The organism is Neisseria sp. S1, from assembly GCF_048060015.1.
Taxonomy (GTDB): Bacteria; Pseudomonadota; Gammaproteobacteria; order Burkholderiales; family Neisseriaceae; genus Neisseria; species Neisseria arctica.
Window position 1 is genome coordinate 129547 of the sequence record NZ_JBLUPI010000007.1, and the last position, 13380, is coordinate 142926.

The window sequence follows — 13380 nt, forward strand, 5'->3', positions numbered from 1 at the left end:
TCAGACGGCTTGGCAATATACGGGCCGTCTGAAAAATACCGGTTCAAATTTGATTGCATTACGGAAACCATGTCGAAACTACGTTCGCAAACCATCAGAATTTTTTTACCCGACGGTAATCCGCGCAGTATCCGCAAAGTAGAGCGCAGCAGTAACAGCAATATCCGCCTGTTTGATATTCCGCGCGCTGAGCTGGGAAAATTTTGTCAAATGAACGAAGCGGCGGATATGGGTATTTATCTGCTGCTTGGAGACGGTCAGCTCTACATCGGCCAAACTTCCGATTTGGGTGCGCGTCTGAAAACACATGACAAAAACAAACCGTTTTGGCAACGGGCGTTTGCCGTTGTTCTGAATAACGATTTTCGTACGCTCGATCATTTGTATTATCTTGAGAAAACCGCTATCGAACATGTGCAGAAGGCGGGACGACTGGTGTTGGAAAATGGAACGGCCGGAAACAACCATCGCCATCTGCATGATTCGATCAGATCGGACTGCGAGAATATTTTTGATGAAATCGAAACCCTATTGGCGGTATTGAATCAGGATTTTTTTACGGAAGAGAAGGCTGCTGTATTGCCTGAGATATGCGCTTCGGGTGTTGTGGTGGAAAATGGAAAAACTTTATCCGTTGAAACAACGGCTGATGAGAGGCTGTCTGAAAACAATAGGGAGATATTTTATTGTAAACGTGGCGTTGCGGATGCGCGTGGCTTTTTACATGAGGACGGTAAGCAATTTATTGTAATGGCGGGTTCTTTGATCAATAGCGAGTATGCTTCATATGCGCCGCGCGCTATTGAAATACTGCGTCAACAATGGCTTTCAGAGGGCTTGTTGTCGCCGGTAAATTCCAAACAATACCGATTGAATCAAGATCAGATATTTAGCAGTGTCAGTTATGCGGCTGTGATGGTAATTGGTAAGAACGCGAATGGTAGAGCTGAATGGAAGAATGCTTCGGGCCGAACATTTAAGGAATGCTATCCGCAAGAGTCTGAAAAATAAAATGGCCGCAAACCGTATGCCTGAAATACTGTAATTATTCAAAAAAACGGTAAACCGATATGATATGGTTTCAGACGGCTCCACATTATTTCAGGCCGTCTGAAAAAATAATATTTTAAGAATGAACGATAAACTTTCTCCCGATGCGCTGATAGAAGCCGCACTGTTAACCCAAATCGAGCCCTTGAGCGAAAAAGCCATGCGAGAGTTGTGTGTGCCGCCGCTTTCCGCAGATAAGCTGATTGACGTACTTTCTACACTGAAAGCACGTTGGTACAACCGTGCATTGCAGTTGGTTCACACACATGAGGGCTGGCGCTTCCAAATTGATGCCCGTGCATTCGAGCGTTTGGGCAGTTTGCAGGAGCAGCGCGCACCGCGTTACTCGCGGGCTGTAATGGAAACACTGGCGATTATTGCCTACCAACAGCCTGTTACCCGAGGTGATATCGAAGGCATACGGGGTGTGGCGGTGTCCAGTAATGTGATGCAGACTCTTCAAGATAGAGGTTGGATTGAGGTAATCGGTCATCGAGATACGGTCGGACGGCCGGCTTTGTGGGCGACCACAGAGGCGTTTTTAACCGATTTGCAGTTGAATGATTTAACCGAGCTGCCGCCGTTGACCGAATTGGGTGAGTTGGTGTTGCCGGATTTGATGGAAACCCCACCCGAAGACGATAGCGCAGAGGCTGAGAAAGATATAGCGGATACGGAAGAAAACGTTTCCGCATCAGAAAACGGCGGCACTTTATTAAATTAAAGGCCGTCAGAAAACCGTAATACGGATTAAATGATTTTAAAAGCGTTTAATTGGTGTTGTCGGGCCAAATGAGGTGGGCAATCGCCGCACCGTTTTAACCATCCTGCCGCATAAGCCGCAGAAGAACTGTTTGAAGACAGTTAGGAGATATGTCATGAAAAGTAAACAACCTACCAGCAAACGGGAGTTTAGGGACGGTGTGGGCACCAAACCTACTACCTGCAAACCTCAAGCCAAACGCTCGGGTAGTCCGAAAGCACAAACGCAAGCGTCTAAAGGTAAGCCGCAAGCTAATGATAAATTAAAAAATACCACTGGCAATGAGCAAAGTGCGCCAAAAGTGCGTGTCGCACGGGCAAAGAAATTAGTGGTGCGTTCGCCCAACCAAAAAATCCAAGACCGTGTACGCGATTTGAAAGATAAGCGTGTAGATGCCGAATATATCGAACCGGTACGCTTGCAAAAGGCATTGGCTGCATCAGGCGTAGGCTCGCGGCGTGAAATGGAAGAATGGATTGCACAGGGCTTGGTGAAAGTTAACGGGCGAGTGGCCGGTTTGGGTGAAAAAGTCGCTCCGGGTGATCAGGTATTGGTGAAAGGTCAGGTGATTAACCTGAAATGGGCCGACCGTTTGCCGCGTGTGATTCTGTATTATAAGCAAGAAGGCGAGATTGTTTCGCGTGACGATCCTCAAGGCCGCGTTAGTATTTTTGACCGTTTACCGCAAGCCGCCAGCAGCCGCTGGGTTGCTATCGGCCGATTGGATATCAATACCAGCGGTTTGCTGATTCTCACTACTTCGGGCGAGTTGGTACAGCGGTTTGCCCATCCAAGTTTTGAGGTTGAGCGTGAATATGCCGTCCGTGTGTTGGGCGAGTTGACAACCGAGCAAATGAAAATGCTGACTGAAGAGGGCGTGATGCTCGAAGACGGTTTGGCAAAAGTAGAGCGCATATACGAGCAGGGCGGAGAGGGTGCGAACAAATGGTATAACGTGGTGATTAAAGAAGGCCGAAACCGCGAAGTACGCCGTATTTTCGAAAGCCAAGGTTTGACTGTGAGCCGGCTGGTTCGTGTGGGTTTTGGCCCGATAGGATTGCCCAACCGTTTGAAACGTGGTCAGTTTTACGAGTTGAATCCTGCAGAGGTGGCCAATATTATGAAGTGGGCGGATATGCCTCTGCCGGGCGAGCGCCGCCGTAAAAAATAAGCATATTCTATATGCCGGTTGTATCAATAAAGGCAGGTATAAGCTCTGTTTAATGTTGGAATTTCAGTATGGTTTTATGATTTGCAGATAGAATCCATTTTCTGGATTTCTCGTTGACTGATCGTTCTGATGCCGCCTGAAAGAAAAATAATGATGGAAAAGCCCCGTTCGTTTTCTGCTGTTCAGTTCATTGCATTGTATGAGGTAGGCAAAGGAATTTTGGCACTGCTTACCGCTGCCGTAATTTGGTACGATCGGGATAAACTATCGTTATTAGCACAAGTGCTAACAGAAGGTTTACATCATTTTTTTGGTCGCTTTCTTGTTTATCAAATCGATAAATTGTATGCATTGAGTCAAACGGCGATTCACAACGTATATGCTGTTATCACTATGTTGGTAATTTATGCCCTGATTCGTTTTGGTGAAGGCTATGGGCTATATCGTGAACGAACTTGGGGTTATTGGTTTAGTTTTATTGCTTACGGCTTGTTTATCCCTGTTGAGTTGTACGAGGTTGTAAAACGGTTTAATTTTGTTCACTGTATGGTTTTTGTTGTGAACATTGCCATTATGGTGGTGATTTATAAGCGGATGAAAAAACAGGGATTGCTGTAATTTTTAATTAAGGCTTGCATGGAAACATGTAGGCCTTTTATTTTGCTGATTATAGGGCGCGTATTTTTAAGTTGATTAAAAATTTAGAGGCCGTCTGAAAATTATTGAGGCTTGGGTTTGATTGAATTTCCAATGATTGCTGGGTACATGTGGGATAAGCGCATCGGGATTGGCCATGGTGTAGAAATATAAAAGCTTGGCTGAGTAAATAGGCCATACTATGGGAAATATGAAGATAGTATCTTGAGGGGGTGAAAAGGCTGGGTTCGGTTTATATTTGCCCTAAGCTGAGCCATATTATTTTGAAATAAAAAGCAAACCTGCTTTGATTTTATCAAAGCAGGTTTAAAATTTTTGGTCGGAATGAGAGGATTCGAACCTCCGACCCCTTCGTCCCGAACGAAGTGCGCTACCGGGCTGCGCTACATTCCGATTAAGCTAGATATTATAGATAGTAATCCGCTTTTTAGCAAGTTTTGTTTACAGGTTGGAGGAAACGGGTTTTATCCAGTCAAAATTTTGACGGTTATCTGCCTGAATGTAGTACGAAAATAGTAGGGCGCTTTTTTAGTTGAGGTAATTCGCTGCGCTTGCGCCATTCGGATATAGGCAGGCTGATGATGTTTTGGGTGGGTAAGGTTAAGTCGCAAGCGATGCAAAGGCGGGTATCAGGGTGCAGTATATTTATGGCATCTTCGAGTAGAGAATCATTCCGATAGGGCGTTTCGATAAATAATTGGGTTTCATTTTCTATTCGCGAATGCTGCTCTAGTTTTTTTAATGCCTGCAAACGTTCTGTTTTATCAGTAGGCAGGTAGCCTTTAAAGGCAAAATTTTGCCCGTTTGTACCGGAAGCCATCATTGCCAGTAATAGGCTTGAAGGGCCGATAAGGGGACGTACTTCAAAGCCGTGCGCGTGTGCCAGTGCAACTAAGTTAGCGCCGGGGTCGGCTATTGCCGGGCAGCCGGCTTCACTGAGTAATCCGAGGCTTCGGCCTTCGTGTATAGGCTTCAAAAGCTCGGGTAAGATTTCTTGTGGGGTGTGTTCGTTGAGCGGTTTTAAATTTAATTCACGAATAGGTGTCGTAACGCCTAAGTGTTTGAGATGGGCGCGGGCTGTTTTTTCTGCCTCAACAACAAAGTCTTTTAAATTAATAATTTGAGCCTGCTCGTGAGGTAATAAGCAGGGCGTATCGGCAGTGCCTAGGGGGGTTGGGATAAGATAGAGAATTGGTTTCATATACGGCGTTTTAAATGTCGGTGGTAAAATGTTAGATAATGCAACCCATAAGTATTTATTGTTTTCTTATACGATATAAATACCTTCGGTATTGAGAAAGTCGACCAATCGGAAAAGCGGTAAGCCGATTAATGCGTTGGGGTCGGTGGTTCCAATCCGTGAAAGTAGAGCGGCGCCGAGCCCTTCACTTTTCGCTGCTCCGGCACAATATATAGCGTCCGGTTCTCGTTCCAGATAGCGGCTGATCTGTTCAGAGCTCAAAACCCTCATAGTGACGGTAGTATGGTCAACATAGCTATGCAGTTTGCCGGTGGCGGTATTCAGTAGGCATAGGGCACTGTAAAAGTCAATGTGCTGTCCTGATAGTTCCTTTAGCATTTGTTGTGCTTTTGCTACGCTCATGGGCTTGCCTAATTGTCTGCCGTTACAGTAGGCCACTTGGTCGGCACCGATGATGAGGGCCTTCGGAAATTTTCCAGCTAAGGAATATGCTTTGTTTTTTGCGAGCCTGAGGGCAGTCGTTTCAGGTGTCTCGCCTGATAGGGGTGTTTCATCGCACTCAGGTTTTGCGATTTCGAAATATAGTCCCAGTGTTTCCAGCTGCTGCCGGCGGAAGACGGAAGTTGAACCCAAAATAATTGGTAAGTAGGTATTCATCTGTATAAAATATGTAAAAACATTGACGTTAAGCTTTCAAAATTATATCATACCCCGTTTATGTTAGACCCTATTTTGATTGACCCCGAGGTGTTCGCAGCTGAAAAGCGCCGTTTGCAGGGCGAGTTGATACTGAATCAGCTTGACGAACGCGTTTGGTCGCACGAATATTTGGCAGACACTCAAGCTAAGGTATCGTTTACCCTACAAGGCGGACGAGACCGTTTGCAACGTTTGTTTCTGGAACTGGAGCTCAAAGGCGACGTACCGTTGATTTGTCAGCGGTGTGTAAAACCGATGCCGTTCCGGTTTGATGAAGCAAGCCGTATTGTATTGTTTGCTGATGAAAACAGTTTGGACGAAGCCATGCTGGCCGATGATGAGTTGGAGGGCATGCTGCTTGAGAAAGAATTGGACGTGCGTGCGTTGCTCGAAGACCAAATCCTGATGGCTTTACCGTTTTCGCCGAGGCATGAGGATTGCGGAAATGTTGTACTGACTGAAGTCAATCAAGACAAACCCAATCCTTTCGCCGTATTGGCAGGGCTGAAAAGCAGCCGCTAACCCATTTGTATTTTAAAATTTAGGAGCTTGAAATGGCCGTTCAACAAAACAAAAAATCTCCCTCTAAACGCGGTATGCACCGCTCTCATGATGCGTTGACTGCGCCTGCTCTGTCTGTTGACAGCGCTACCGGCGAAGTGCACCGCCCGCACCACATTTCTCCCAACGGTATGTACCGTGGCCGTAAAGTGGTAAAAACCAAAGGCGAATAATCTTTATTTTGCCTTTTCTAATAAGACGAAAGCCAGACGATTGCCTTTGAGCTGCAATTACTGGCTTTTTTCCGTTAAACAAACAGCGGTTCGCTTGCCTGAGCCGTTTTAGTGGTAGTTTCAGCCATGACAACAAAAATTTGGTACACCTATGATGATATCCACCGCGTTATCAAATCATTGGCAGAAAAAATTCAGGCTTCGGGTGTGAAGTATGATGCCATGATTGCGATCGGTGGTGGAGGTTTTATTCCTGCCCGTATTTTGCGCTGCTTTCTTGATATTCCGATTTATGCTGTAACCACTGCTTATTACGACAGCGAATATGAAGGTAAAACTACTGAAGAAGTTAAAAAAGTCCAGTGGTTGGATCCAATGCCGGATGTATTGTCCGGTAAAAACGTACTTGTCGTTGATGAGGTGGATGATAGTCGTGTAACGTTGGAATTTGTATTAAAAGAGCTGGCGAAAGAAGATTTCGGCACTATTGGTGTTGCCGTATTGCATGAAAAAATCAAGAATAAAGTCGGCCAGCTACCGGAGGGAATGCCTTATTTCAGCGGCATTACTGTGGAAGACTGGTGGATTAATTATCCTTGGGATGCGGAAGAGCTTGACGAGCATAATCGTTTGGCTGCGATCGGCCCGCATTAAAACTATGATCTCGCAGCAGATTTACTGCGGTGTTTTTTGATTTACTGCGGTGTTTTTTATAGACAGATAAATCCTTTCAGCCTTGCGTTTCCAAGACAAAGGCCGTCTGAAAAGAAAGGGGATAGATAATGATTACTTTGGCTGTAGATGCTATGGGAGGAGACGCCGGACTGGATGTCACTATCCCGGGCGTATTGGCTTTCTTAAAACAACAAGAGCAGGTAAAGCTCATTTTGGTGGGGGATGAAGAGAAAATCCGTGTGGCTTTGACTGCAGCAAAAGCCCCATTGGATCGGATTGAAATCTGCCATGCTACCCAAGTGGTTGAAATGGACGAACCGCCGCAGTCGGCATTGAAAAATAAAAAAGACTCTTCGATGCGAGTGGCGATCAACCAAGTGAAGGAAGGGCGGGCGCAAGCCGCTGTATCGGCTGGAAATACCGGTGCATTGATGGCAACGGCACGTTTTGTGTTGAAAACCATTCCAGGTATTGAACGGCCGGCTATTGCCAAGTTTTTGCCATCTGCCGGTAATCATATGACTTTGATGTTGGATTTGGGCGCAAATGTTGATTGTACCAGTGAGCATTTGGTGCAGTTCGCAGTTATCGGCGGTGCCCTTGTTCAAGCATTGTACCCTGAAAAAGGCGCACCACGTATCGGTTTGCTGAATGTAGGAACGGAAGATATAAAAGGTACGGATACTGTTAAACAAGCCTATCGTTTGCTCAAAAGCAGTGATATGAATTTTATCGGCAATGTAGAGGGTAACGCGGTATTCGGGGGGCAAGTTGATGTAGTGGTGGCTGATGGCTTCGTAGGTAACATTATGCTAAAAACCATTGAAGGCGCAGTGAAATTTATGGGCGGCGCGATTAAGCAGGAATTTCAAAGCAGCCTGTTTACCAAGGCAGCTGCCTTATTTGCACTACCTGCTCTAAAGGGCTTTAAAAACAAGCTGGATCCACGCCGTTTTAACGGTGCTATCTTCCTAGGGTTGCGCGGAGTGGTCATTAAAAGCCACGGTGGTACAGATGCGGTCGGATTTACCTATGCCTTGGAAGAGGCATACCACGAAGCTAAGGCGGGAAGCTTGGCAAGAATAGAAGAAGGTGTTGCGGCCCAGTTATCGGTTTTATCGGAAAAGAAAATGGAAGCAGAACAGGCGGCCATGGCCAATAATTTGGACTAAATATTGGTAAATGTTGGGATGCTTTTGCGATGCAGCCCTGATAAATAGGTTTGGCGGCATTGAGTAATTAGAGTGTTTTGACTACAATCGCATCTTAACGATGCAAACCAGTAAAGGCTAAAACCATGCAATACGCCAAAATTCTCGGTACGGGCAGTTATCTGCCGGCTAGCCGTGTGACTAATGACGAACTGGCACAAAAGGTAGATACCTCTGATGAGTGGATTACCACGAGAACAGGTATTAAAGCCCGGCATATTGCGGCAGATAATGAAAAAACCAGTGATTTGGCGACAGAAGCGGCCAAAAGAGCTCTGCTGGCTGCTGGTGTAGATGCGGGAGAAATCGATCTGATTGTACTTGCAACGGCTACGCCTGATATGCAGTTTCCCTCTACCGCGACGATCGTTCAAAATAAATTGGGTATCGCCGGATGCGCTGCTTTTGACGTGGCGGCAGTATGTGCCGGCTTTATGTATGCCCTGACTACCGCTCAGGCGTATATTCAAAGCGGTATGGCTAAAAAAGCATTAGTTATCGGGGCCGAAATATTCAGTCGGATTGTGGACTGGAACGACCGCAGCACTTGCGTGTTGTTTGGTGACGGTGCGGGTGCAGTCGTGTTGGGCGCTTCAGGGCAACCGGGCATTATCGGTGGAAAACTGCAGGCAGACGGTAATTATTTACCTTTGTTGCAAGTGCCGGGGCAAATCGCCGGTGGCAAAATCACCGGTACGCCGTTTGTGCAAATGGACGGACCCGGTGTATTTAAGTTTGCAGTAAAAACATTGGCCAAAGTAGCAGAGGATGTTTTGGAGCAAACCGGTACTTCGGCAGAGGAAATCGATTGGATTGTGCCTCATCAGGCGAATAAGCGGATTATTGAAGCTACCGCCAAACATTTGGGTTTGAGCATGGATAAGGTGATTCTGACGGTAGAAGAGCATGCAAATACTTCAGCAGCCTCTATTCCGCTTGCCTTGGATACGGGTATCCGCAGCGGGAAAATACGCCGAGGGCAGACTTTACTGCTTGAAGGTATAGGAGGTGGTTTTGCATGGGGGGCGGTGCTGGTAAAATATTAAAGGCCTAGAGGCCGTCTGAAGCCTTCAGACGGCCTTATTTTTATTTTATAAATCAACTTAAAAAATAATAATGAAGCACGATAAACATTACGGAACGGTCAGCTATTGGTTTGATGACCGTAAAATCGGAGCGATCCGCTCGGATGAAAATAGGGGGAGGCATGTGATGCTGACAGCAGAACAGCTTGCCGGAGATTATAAATTCCCGAAAGCAGGAGACGAAGTTTGCTATGGTTTGGGAGTCGATGCTAAAAGCCGCCCGCTGGCGCTTGCTGTAGAACGCCTGAAACCGCCGCCTGAAGGAAAGAGGGTGCGTTTGGTGCTCGAATATTGGGATTTCCAACGCAACGGCGGATATGGTTTTTATGGTGATGACAGGCCGGTGCAAGTGTTTATTTTAGGACCGTCCCTACGTGACCAGCGTCGTGTACCAGAGGATGGAAGCATGCTAGAAGGGCTATTGTTGCAGCATGGTAATGGACAATGGATACTGGACGATGTTGTTAGCGTAGACCATTTAGATGTAGAACAGCTTTCGGATTCACCTCATTCGGCGGATATTACAAAAAATATTGTGACAACCGGTCTTGAGGCTGAAGCTGAAGAGGATTATCGAGTTAGCTGGGATGATGAGCCTCAGGTAAAACAAGAAAGTTCCATCCCCATCAATACGTTGTTGGAAGGGCGTGTTGTTTATTGGGATAAAAGTCGTGATTACGGTTTCATACAATACGGTAATGAGCGTGTATTATTTTATTTATCAGCTTGCCAAGATGGAAAGCAGCCTTTCGAGGGCGCAGTTGTTAATTTTCTATGCCGCCCATTCGGCGAGGAAGAAAGTAAGCGAGCTGTGAAAGTGGTATTAAAAGACGAATATGCCCATTTATCGCCCTCTATCTCTTCCACAGAAACAGGAAAGAAATACTTAGTGCCGCGGAAATACAAAATATCGTTATATATATTTTTTATACTGGTTTATGTGGCTTTTTTAACGTATTGTTTTTGGCCGTTGGCATTGTGGTATGCAGTGTGGAGCATAGTCGCTTGGTTGATGTACCGGCATGATAAACAGCGCGCTTTGGCATTTGGAGCCTATAGGGGTTTTGCCGGCAGGATACCGGAATCGACTTTGTTGGCGGTAGGCCTGATAGGCGGTTGGCCCGGAGCATTGCTTGGGCGTTTCTTCTGGCGCCATAAAACTACCAAACAGCCGTTTGTTGCTTGTTTTTGGATTACCGTATTGATAAATATTTTGGTTACGTCACTATTGGTGTGGTCGGGTATTTTGGATTGGCTTTCCCATTTGCTAACCGTTGAATTCGGGTCGAACGGGTTGTCGTAATTTAGGATAAGATTTTTATGCTGCCCGAGAGCGAATTAAAGAAGATGTTTCCCGTAGTAATGACGCCCAGTCATGACGGTAAATATTTTCAAAATTATACATAGTCATTGTTAAACCTGCTATCAGCCTCTTATGACTATGGTTTTGGTTTGCCAGATATCCCTTCAACGCGGAGAGAGTCTGATTACGCGGGCAAGAAATAATGCAGTAGCCGAGTTTTTATCTCATTCCCAGTGGACACATCTTTTTTGGATAGATAGCGATATTGGATTTTCACCGCAGGCGGCAATCCGTTTATTACTATCGGATTACGATGTCGCTTGTGGGGTTTATCCGCTCAAGCATGAAAATTGGCCGCTAGGCGGACTTCCTCAGGGCATAACACGGCAGCAGTTCGAAGCACAATATACCCGTTATACTGTAAACATAGTCAATGCAACAGTAACGGAGAAGTTGAAATAAACATCGGTTCAGACGGCTTTTTTGAAGTAGACGAAGCCCCTACCGGATTTATGCTGATCAAACGCAGCGTATTTGAGCGTATGATATCTGCCTATCCTCAATTGCGTTATGTACCTGATACACTAGGTGTTGCCGATCAGGGACTGCATTACCGCTTTTTTGATGTAATGGTGCATCCGGATAGTGGACGTTATTTGTCTGAAGATTATGGATTTTACAAATTATGGCGTGATATCGGCGGTAAAATTTATGCAGATGCAAATTCTAATCTAAATCACCAGGGTAGTAAGTTGTATTGCGGAAATTTTGCCGAATCGTTGACAAACAGCTTACAGTTTGCAGTTGGGGCGCCCAAAGGGATGAGTATGAAGCTGCATGGTGCCGAATATCTACAACCAAACGGAAGCGGCTCTCAATCGTATGAGGGAAGTATCTTAAAATAAAAGAAATCAGTATTTGCCGGTTTGCTTTTATTATGCAGTTGGTGTGGATTTTTCTTGAATATTTTTATGTAAAAGAGTTGAACATTATGAACTTTGCCTTTTTCTTTCCCGGCCAAGGCTCGCAAAGCCTAGGTATGATGAACGGTTTTAATGAAAGTAACGTTGTAAAAGCAACTTTTGATGAAGCTTCTGAGGCTCTTGGCCAAGACCTATGGGCTATGATGAATGCCGAAGATGCAGGGCCGATTAATGAAACCGTAAATACCCAGCCGCTGATGTTGGCTGCCGGTGTAGCCACTTACCGTGCATACCTTGAAGCAGGTGGGCAGGCACCTAAAGTTGTGGCAGGTCATAGCTTGGGCGAATATACGGCCTTAGTAGTTGCAGGTGCATTGAAATTTGAAGATGCCGTCAAACTTGTACGTTTGCGTGCCGAATTGATGCAGTCTGCCGTACCGGCCAGAGTGGGAGCAATGGCTGCTATTTTGGGTTTGGAAGATGAACAGGTAAAAAACATTTGTGTTCAAGCGGCGCAAAACGAAGTAGTCGAAGCTGTTAATTTCAATTCGCCCGGCCAGGTTGTTATTGCCGGCCATACTGCTGCCGTGGAGCGTGCAATTGCATTAGCAAAAGAAGCAGGAGCCAAGCGCGCTTTACCTTTACCGGTATCTGTACCCTCGCATTGCAGCCTGATGAAGCCGGCTGCTGAAAAATTGGCAGAAGCATTAAAAGACGTGGAAATTACCCGTCCGGAAATCGAAGTAATCCATAATGCCGATGTGGCTGCTTACACTGATGTGGAGAAAATCAAAGATGCATTGGTACGTCAGCTTTACAGCCCGGTACGATGGACTGAAACCGTTAATGCATTGGTTGAACGTGGTATCACTGAGTCAGCGGAGTGCGGTCCGGGTAAGGTCTTGGCAGGTTTGGCCAAACGTATTAATAAAGCCGCTGTTTGTACGGCTCTAACTAATATGGAGCAGGTGGTAGCATTTATTAATTTAAAATAATCTGTAGTTAAGTCAAAATGATGTAAGCCGTCTGAAGTTTTTTTGGGCGGCACTTTCATATTGTCTATTGTCCTAATTTTTCATCGGAATTTATATATGTTGCATAATTATGTTATTAGTCTTCCTCAAGCAGAGGAAAGAAGACAACATATTAGAAACGAGTTTGATGCGAAAAATATACCATTTAAATTTTTTGATGCACTACAGCCATCGTTTGAATTACAGCAACATATAGTGAAGATACTTCCGCGTTTACAAGATGAGCCCAATATGACTGATGGAGAAAAGGCATGTTTAATGAGTCATCTTTCATTGTGGCAGAAATGCCTTGAAGAGGATTTACCATATATTGCTATTTTTGAGGATGATATTGTTTTAGGAAGTCAGGCTGAAAAATTTTTAATAGATACGTTATGGTTGGAGCAGAGGTTTGCTAATGATGCATATTTCCTATGCTTAGAGACAGTGTTGCGCTTAATTAATTTAAAATCGACTGGAATACAAGAATATCAAGGCAGACAGTTTAAATTTCTAGAAAGCAGCAATAGTGGATGTGGTGCTTATATTATATCAAATCAGGCTATTAGACTGTTACTCCAAAAGATACATACTTTGTCAGCTTATGATTTAAATCCTGTAGATGTATTAGTTTATGATTACTTGAATAATATTCCTAAATTTTCCTTATACCAATTAACTCCGGCTCTCTGTATTCAAGATAGTGTTTTAAATAAACAAAAAGGATTAGTAAGTCAATTGGAAAAAGATAGGTTTTTTAATTTTAATAACTTGCCTAAAAAGAAAAAAAGAAAAAAATTTTCTGAAAGAATTCAACATGTATTGTTGAAGCCTATAAGAATGATAAAAAAAGTGCAGCGTCAGCGTGTTTTATTTTTATAGCTTTTGAAGAGAG

16 protein-coding genes and 1 tRNA gene are annotated in these 13380 nt (G+C 44.8%); 14 read left to right on the forward strand and 3 right to left on the reverse strand.

All coding sequences use genetic code 11. The annotated features are described in order from the left end of the window. Positions 1–69: 69 nt before the first annotated feature. The 4 genes from ACEPPX_RS07045 (at position 70) to ACEPPX_RS07060 (ending at position 3602) form a co-directional block, all read left to right on the forward strand. Positions 70–1011: a GIY-YIG nuclease family protein gene (locus tag ACEPPX_RS07045; protein WP_416623476.1), complete on the forward strand. Its 942-nt coding sequence runs from the start codon at positions 70–72 to the stop codon at positions 1009–1011. A gap of 121 nt (positions 1012–1132) precedes the next feature. Further along, a complete protein-coding gene (gene scpB / locus ACEPPX_RS07050; RefSeq protein WP_416623477.1) occupies positions 1133–1774 on the forward strand; it encodes an SMC-Scp complex subunit ScpB in 642 nt (213 codons plus the stop codon). A gap of 154 nt (positions 1775–1928) precedes the next feature. After that, complete coding sequence (locus ACEPPX_RS07055) at positions 1929–2984, forward strand: pseudouridine synthase (protein WP_416623478.1); 1056 nt, start codon at positions 1929–1931, stop codon at positions 2982–2984. 150 nt (positions 2985–3134) lie between these two features. Continuing rightward, positions 3135–3602, forward strand: a complete 468-nt coding sequence (locus ACEPPX_RS07060; protein ID WP_416623479.1) for a DUF2127 domain-containing protein — start codon at positions 3135–3137, stop codon at positions 3600–3602. 355 nt (positions 3603–3957) lie between these two features. Here ACEPPX_RS07060 and ACEPPX_RS07065 read toward each other — a convergent pair. The 3 genes from ACEPPX_RS07065 to ACEPPX_RS07075 all read right to left on the reverse strand — a co-directional run bounded on the left by ACEPPX_RS07065 (position 3958) and on the right by ACEPPX_RS07075 (position 5499). Next, a tRNA-Pro gene (locus ACEPPX_RS07065) sits at positions 3958–4034 on the reverse strand. A gap of 94 nt (positions 4035–4128) precedes the next feature. Further along, a complete protein-coding gene (locus ACEPPX_RS07070) occupies positions 4129–4842 on the reverse strand; it encodes an SAM-dependent methyltransferase (protein WP_416623480.1) in 714 nt (237 codons plus the stop codon). Between the two features lie 66 nt (positions 4843–4908). Continuing rightward, complete coding sequence (locus ACEPPX_RS07075; protein WP_416623481.1) at positions 4909–5499, reverse strand: Maf family protein; 591 nt, start codon at positions 5497–5499, stop codon at positions 4909–4911. A gap of 60 nt (positions 5500–5559) precedes the next feature. On the opposite strand from ACEPPX_RS07075, the gene ACEPPX_RS07080 reads away from it, so the two are divergent. The 10 genes from ACEPPX_RS07080 to ACEPPX_RS07125 all read left to right on the forward strand — a co-directional run bounded on the left by ACEPPX_RS07080 (position 5560) and on the right by ACEPPX_RS07125 (position 13367). Continuing rightward, positions 5560–6063, forward strand: a complete 504-nt coding sequence (locus ACEPPX_RS07080) for a YceD family protein (protein WP_047761089.1) — start codon at positions 5560–5562, stop codon at positions 6061–6063. A gap of 32 nt (positions 6064–6095) precedes the next feature. Further along, positions 6096–6275, forward strand: coding sequence for a 50S ribosomal protein L32 (rpmF, locus tag ACEPPX_RS07085; protein ID WP_047761090.1), 180 nt, complete (start codon positions 6096–6098; stop codon positions 6273–6275). Positions 6276–6401: 126 nt separating this feature from the next. After that, positions 6402–6929, forward strand: coding sequence for a phosphoribosyltransferase (locus ACEPPX_RS07090; protein ID WP_416623482.1), 528 nt, complete (start codon positions 6402–6404; stop codon positions 6927–6929). A 128-nt stretch (positions 6930–7057) separates the two neighbouring features. Further along, positions 7058–8122 (forward strand): phosphate acyltransferase PlsX, encoded by a 1065-nt coding sequence (gene plsX, locus ACEPPX_RS07095; protein ID WP_416623483.1) that lies wholly within the window; start codon positions 7058–7060, stop codon positions 8120–8122. Positions 8123–8247: 125 nt separating this feature from the next. Next, positions 8248–9207 carry a beta-ketoacyl-ACP synthase III gene (locus ACEPPX_RS07100; protein WP_416623484.1) on the forward strand — a complete coding sequence of 320 codons (960 nt, stop codon included), beginning with the start codon at positions 8248–8250 and terminating at the stop codon, positions 9205–9207. Positions 9208–9277: 70 nt separating this feature from the next. Next, on the forward strand, positions 9278–10549 hold the full coding sequence (locus ACEPPX_RS07105; protein ID WP_416623485.1) for a DUF1294 domain-containing protein: 1272 nt from the start codon (positions 9278–9280) through the stop codon (positions 10547–10549). A gap of 132 nt (positions 10550–10681) precedes the next feature. Continuing rightward, positions 10682–11011, forward strand: a complete 330-nt coding sequence (locus ACEPPX_RS07110) for a hypothetical protein (protein WP_416623486.1) — start codon at positions 10682–10684, stop codon at positions 11009–11011. A gap of 50 nt (positions 11012–11061) precedes the next feature. Then, positions 11062–11454 carry a hypothetical protein gene (locus ACEPPX_RS07115; RefSeq protein WP_416623487.1) on the forward strand — a complete coding sequence of 131 codons (393 nt, stop codon included), beginning with the start codon at positions 11062–11064 and terminating at the stop codon, positions 11452–11454. Positions 11455–11540: 86 nt separating this feature from the next. Further along, positions 11541–12467: an ACP S-malonyltransferase gene (fabD, locus tag ACEPPX_RS07120; RefSeq protein WP_416623488.1), complete on the forward strand. Its 927-nt coding sequence runs from the start codon at positions 11541–11543 to the stop codon at positions 12465–12467. A gap of 96 nt (positions 12468–12563) precedes the next feature. Next, positions 12564–13367 carry a glycosyltransferase family 25 protein gene (locus ACEPPX_RS07125; protein ID WP_416623489.1) on the forward strand — a complete coding sequence of 268 codons (804 nt, stop codon included), beginning with the start codon at positions 12564–12566 and terminating at the stop codon, positions 13365–13367. Positions 13368–13380 lie beyond the last annotated feature (13 nt).

Coding starts and splice junctions, on each gene's coding strand:
- ACEPPX_RS07045 (WP_416623476.1), top strand. CDS start 70: ATGTCGAAACTACGTTCGCAAACCATCAGAATTTTTTTACCCGACGGT.
- scpB (WP_416623477.1), top strand. CDS start 1,133: ATGAACGATAAACTTTCTCCCGATGCGCTGATAGAAGCCGCACTGTTA.
- ACEPPX_RS07055 (WP_416623478.1), top strand. CDS start 1,929: ATGAAAAGTAAACAACCTACCAGCAAACGGGAGTTTAGGGACGGTGTG.
- ACEPPX_RS07060 (WP_416623479.1), top strand. CDS start 3,135: ATGATGGAAAAGCCCCGTTCGTTTTCTGCTGTTCAGTTCATTGCATTG.
- ACEPPX_RS07070 (WP_416623480.1), bottom strand. CDS start 4,842: ATGAAACCAATTCTCTATCTTATCCCAACCCCCCTAGGCACTGCCGAT.
- ACEPPX_RS07075 (WP_416623481.1), bottom strand. CDS start 5,499: ATGAATACCTACTTACCAATTATTTTGGGTTCAACTTCCGTCTTCCGC.
- ACEPPX_RS07080 (WP_047761089.1), top strand. CDS start 5,560: ATGTTAGACCCTATTTTGATTGACCCCGAGGTGTTCGCAGCTGAAAAG.
- rpmF (WP_047761090.1), top strand. CDS start 6,096: ATGGCCGTTCAACAAAACAAAAAATCTCCCTCTAAACGCGGTATGCAC.
- ACEPPX_RS07090 (WP_416623482.1), top strand. CDS start 6,402: ATGACAACAAAAATTTGGTACACCTATGATGATATCCACCGCGTTATC.
- plsX (WP_416623483.1), top strand. CDS start 7,058: ATGATTACTTTGGCTGTAGATGCTATGGGAGGAGACGCCGGACTGGAT.
- ACEPPX_RS07100 (WP_416623484.1), top strand. CDS start 8,248: ATGCAATACGCCAAAATTCTCGGTACGGGCAGTTATCTGCCGGCTAGC.
- ACEPPX_RS07105 (WP_416623485.1), top strand. CDS start 9,278: ATGAAGCACGATAAACATTACGGAACGGTCAGCTATTGGTTTGATGAC.
- ACEPPX_RS07110 (WP_416623486.1), top strand. CDS start 10,682: ATGACTATGGTTTTGGTTTGCCAGATATCCCTTCAACGCGGAGAGAGT.
- ACEPPX_RS07115 (WP_416623487.1), top strand. CDS start 11,062: ATGCTGATCAAACGCAGCGTATTTGAGCGTATGATATCTGCCTATCCT.
- fabD (WP_416623488.1), top strand. CDS start 11,541: ATGAACTTTGCCTTTTTCTTTCCCGGCCAAGGCTCGCAAAGCCTAGGT.
- ACEPPX_RS07125 (WP_416623489.1), top strand. CDS start 12,564: ATGTTGCATAATTATGTTATTAGTCTTCCTCAAGCAGAGGAAAGAAGA.